Genomic DNA, 3,884 nt, shown 5'->3' on the forward strand with positions numbered 1-3,884 from the left:
CGGCCTGGTCAACGTACAGGTGGCGGAGGCGCTGCTCAGCCTGGGCGACCTCGTGGCCGCCGAGGAGCACGCGACGGCGGCCGTGGACAACCCGGCGCACGACCGCGGCCGGGTGCACCGCCTGGCCATGCTGAGCACCATCGAACTGCGCCAGGGCAACGCCGACCGCGCGGTGGTGACGGCCGTGCAGATGGCGGAGCAGGCCCGGGGCATGGAGTCCCAGCGGCTGCGCGACCGGTTGCGCGCGGTGCGCGAGCACCTGGTGCGCAGCGGCTGCGCGGGCACCGCGGAGGCGGCCGAACTCATCGACGGGGCGCTGCGCGTGCCACTGTGACCCCGCGGCGCCCGCGAGCGGCCGGGAGTGCGCCTGCTGCCGGGCCGCCACGGCTGCGATATTGCCACTGACCCGACGGAAGGTGGCAGAACCGTGCAGTGGACGAAGCAGAACGAACAAACTGTGTACGCAAACCGCTGGTTCACCGTCAATCTCGCGGATGTCGCGCTGCCCGACGGCCGGCATCTCGACCACTTCCTCATACGGCTGCGGCCCGTCGCCGTGGCCACGGTGGTCAACGAGGCCAACGAGGTCCTGCTGCTGTGGCGGCACCGCTTCATCACCGACAGCTGGGGCTGGGAACTGGCCGCGGGCGTCGTCGAGGAGGGCGAGGACATCGCCCGCGCGGCGGCCCGGGAACTGGAGGAGGAGACCGGCTGGCGGCCGGGACCGCTGCACCACCTCATGACCGTGGAGCCGTCCAACGGCCTGACCGACGCCCGGCACCACGTCTACTGGTCGGACGGGGCCGAGTACACCGGCCACCCGGTGGACGACTTCGAGTCGGACCGTCGCGAGTGGGTCTCCCTCAAGCTCGTGCCCGACATGATCGCGCGCGGCGAGGTGCCCGCGGCCAACATGGCGGCCGCGCTGCTGCTCCTGCGCCACCTCAGGCTCGGCTGACCGGAGCCCGGCACCGGGGCACTCGCGCCGCGCGTCCGGTGCCGGGCGCCCGCCTCAGGCGTAGGTGTAGAAGCCCGAGCCGCTCTTGCGGCCCAGCCGGCCCGCGTCGACCATGCGCTGGAGCAGCGGGGGAGCGGCGTACAGCGGCTCCTTGTACTCCTCGTACATGCTCTGCGCCACCGAGGCGACCGTGTCCAGGCCGATCAGGTCGGACAGCTTCAGCGGGCCCATCGGGTGGGCGCAGCCCAGCTCCATTCCGTTGTCGATGTCCTCGCGGCTGGCGATGCCCGACTCGAACATCCGGATCGCCGACAGCAGGTACGGGATCAGCAGCGCGTTGACGACGAAGCCCGAGCGGTCCTGGGCGCGGATGGCGTGCTTGCCGAGCACCTTCTCGGTGAACAGCTGCGCGCGGCTCAGCGTGCCCTCGGAGGTGGTGAGCGCCGGGATCAGCTCGACCAGCTTCTGCACCGGGGCCGGGTTGAAGAAGTGCACGCCGATCACCTGGTCGGGGCGGGCGGTGGCGACCGCCAGCTTCACCAGCGGGATCGAGGAGGTGTTGGAGGCGAGGATCGCGTCCGGCCGGGTCACCACCTGGTCCAGGACCTGGAAGATCTCGGTCTTGACCTGCTCGTTCTCCACCACGGCCTCGATCACCAGGTCGCGGTCGGCGAACTCGCCGAGGTCGGTGGTGAAGCTCAGTTGCGCCTGCGTCGCCTCCCGCTCCTCCTCGGAGATCTTGCCGCGCTCGGCCGCCTTGGCCAGGGAGTTGAACAGCCGGGTACGGCCGATCTCCAGGGCCTCGCCGGTGGTCTCGGCGACCCTCACGTCCAGGCCGGCGCGGGCGCACACCTCGGCGATGCCCGCACCCATCTGGCCGCAGCCCACCACTCCGACGCGTTCGATGTCGGTCACATCGTCCCTTTCGCTGATGTACGGCGTGTGGCAGGCGGCCCTTGGTCGTGGTGCCTGCTCCGTTCGTGCACGTTACCCCTGTCGCGCCGATGATCGATCGTCCGGGTCGTGCATGCTGGGCGCGGCGACGATCCGTGACGGCGCGGATCCACGGCGTATCGGGGGTGCCCGGATGGGACCGGTCTCACGGCGCGCGTTCACGGTGGCTTCGCTGTCGGCGCTGGCCACTGCGCGCGGCGCGGCGGCTTCGGGCACAGGCGCCGGCCGGCCGCGCGGGACCGCCGCCGAGATGCGCGGCATGTGGCTCGCGACCGTGGCCAACCGCGACTGGCCCTCGCGCACCGGCCTGAGCGCGTCACGGCAGCGCGGGGAACTGACCGCGCTCCTCGACGCGGCCGTGCGCCGCCGGCTCAACACGGTGATGTTCCAGGTCCGCCCGACCGCCGACGCGCTGTGGCCCTCGCCGTACGAGCCCTGGTCGCAGTGGCTGACCGGCACCCAGGGCCGCGACCCGGGCTGGGACCCGCTGGCGTTCGCCGTCGAGGAGGCGCACGCCCGCGGTCTCGCCCTGCACGCCTGGTTCAACCCCTACCGCGTCGCCCTGCACGCCGACCCCTCCCGGCTCGCCGCCGCCCACCCCGCCCGCCGGCATCCCGACTGGGTCGTGCGCTACGGCGGGAAGCTGTACTACAACCCGGGGCTGCCCGAGGTCCGGGCGTTCGTGCAGCGGGCGATGCTCGACGCGGTGGAGAAGTACCCGCTCGACGGCGTCCACTTCGACGACTACTTCTATCCCTACCCGGAGGCCGGCCAGACCTTCGACGACCGCGCGGCCTACGAGCGCCACGGGGGCGGCTTCCCGAGCCGGGCCGCCTGGCGGCGGGACAACGTCGACCGGCTGGTGCGCGAGACGGCCGCCGGGATCCAGCGGCTGCGCCCCGGCGCCCAGTTCGGCATCAGCCCCTTCGGGGTGTGGCGCAACGCCTCGACCGACTCGCGCGGTTCGGACACCCGGGCGGGCGTCCAGACGTACGACGACCTGTACGCGGACACCCGCACGTGGGTGCGCGAGGGCTGGATCGACTACGTCGTGCCGCAGCTGTACTGGGCCATCGGCCACGGCGCCGTCGACTACGCGACCCTGGTGTCCTGGTGGTCCGGGGTGGCCCGGTCCAGCAGGACCAGGCTGTACGTCGGGGAGGCGCTCTACAAGGAGGGCGACGCGTCCGAGGGCGCGGCCTGGCGCGACGCCAAGGAGCTGACCCGGCACCTCACCCTGGCCGCGAAGCACCCTCAGGTGCGCGGGCACGTCTTCTTCGCCGCGAAGGAGGTCGCGGCGGATCCGGCGGGAGCGATGGCGCGGGTGGTGGCCGGCCACTACCCGCAGCCGGCCGAACCCCCGCGCCGGTCCCCGTGACCTGAGAGGACCTGGAGCCTAGTGGTGTTCCATTTCCTTGGGACGCATGTCCTGGTGCCGGACCTGGCAGTCGGGGCCCGGTGACATCACGGCCTCGTGCCCGTCCGGGAATCGGACCCGGTAGGGCGGTGCGCCCTCCGTGCCCATCACTTCGACGACTTCGGTGACCTGGTCGTGCTGACCGACCACCCTGCCGTGCTGGACGAGCTTGTCACCCACGGATGCGTGCATCTGCAGGGCCTCCTCACGATGTGCGGGAGCAGCGGTCCTCGGCTTACGAGTCTACGGCGCGCGGCGCGGCGCGCCGCCGTTCGCGGGGCGCCGGTTCAGCCACGCGCCCGCTGGGTGACGGCGATGCAGACGAGCACGGCGACGGCCGTCAGCGGGGCGGCCGGCGTGAGGTGCTCACCGAGCAGCAGCACCGACCACACCAGTGTGAGCAGCGGCTGGGCCAGCTGCAACTGGCTGGCCTTGGGGATGCCGACGGCGGCCATGCCCCGGTACCAGACCACCAGCCCCAGGAACTGGGAGCCCGCCGCGACCCACAGCAGACCGGCCACGCCGTGCAGGCCGAGGTGCACGGGCTCGTACGCC

At 72.5% G+C, this 3,884-nt stretch carries 5 protein-coding genes and 1 pseudogene; 3 read left to right on the forward strand and 3 right to left on the reverse strand.

Features of this window, described 5'->3' with window-relative positions:
• Positions 1 to 334 (forward strand): annotated as a pseudogene (locus tag IE249_RS38080) (transcriptional regulator); the annotation flags it as partial.
• Positions 335 to 427: 93 nt separating this feature from the next.
• Positions 428 to 958, forward strand: a complete 531-nt coding sequence (locus IE249_RS22030) for an NUDIX hydrolase (RefSeq protein ID WP_189707107.1) — start codon at positions 428 to 430, stop codon at positions 956 to 958.
• 54 nt (positions 959 to 1,012) lie between these two features.
• On the opposite strand, the gene IE249_RS22035 is transcribed toward IE249_RS22030, so the two are convergent.
• A complete protein-coding gene (locus IE249_RS22035; protein WP_189707108.1) occupies positions 1,013 to 1,873 on the reverse strand; it encodes a 3-hydroxybutyryl-CoA dehydrogenase in 861 nt (286 codons plus the stop codon).
• 172 nt (positions 1,874 to 2,045) lie between these two features.
• On the opposite strand from IE249_RS22035, the gene IE249_RS22040 reads away from it, so the two are divergent.
• Positions 2,046 to 3,290: a glycoside hydrolase family 10-like protein gene (locus IE249_RS22040; protein ID WP_189707110.1), complete on the forward strand. Its 1,245-nt coding sequence runs from the start codon at positions 2,046 to 2,048 to the stop codon at positions 3,288 to 3,290.
• An 18-nt stretch (positions 3,291 to 3,308) separates the two neighbouring features.
• Here IE249_RS22040 and IE249_RS22045 read toward each other — a convergent pair whose 3' ends face one another.
• Both IE249_RS22045 and IE249_RS38085 read right to left on the reverse strand, forming a co-directional pair.
• Positions 3,309 to 3,521, reverse strand: a complete 213-nt coding sequence (locus IE249_RS22045; RefSeq protein ID WP_189707112.1) for a DUF1918 domain-containing protein — start codon at positions 3,519 to 3,521, stop codon at positions 3,309 to 3,311.
• A gap of 95 nt (positions 3,522 to 3,616) precedes the next feature.
• Positions 3,617 to 3,884 (reverse strand): EamA family transporter (locus IE249_RS38085; protein ID WP_229858986.1); only part of this gene is annotated, 268 nt, incomplete at its 5' end.

This window comes from Streptomyces anandii JCM 4720, from assembly GCF_014650655.1.
Taxonomy (GTDB): domain Bacteria; phylum Actinomycetota; class Actinomycetes; order Streptomycetales; family Streptomycetaceae; genus Streptomyces; species Streptomyces anandii.

Excerpts from the sequence above, each read along its gene's own strand:
- IE249_RS22040 (WP_189707110.1), top strand. The coding sequence starts at position 2,046 with ATGGGACCGGTCTCACGGCGCGCGTTCACGGTGGCTTCGCTGTCGGCG.
- IE249_RS22045 (WP_189707112.1), bottom strand. The coding sequence starts at position 3,521 with ATGCACGCATCCGTGGGTGACAAGCTCGTCCAGCACGGCAGGGTGGTC.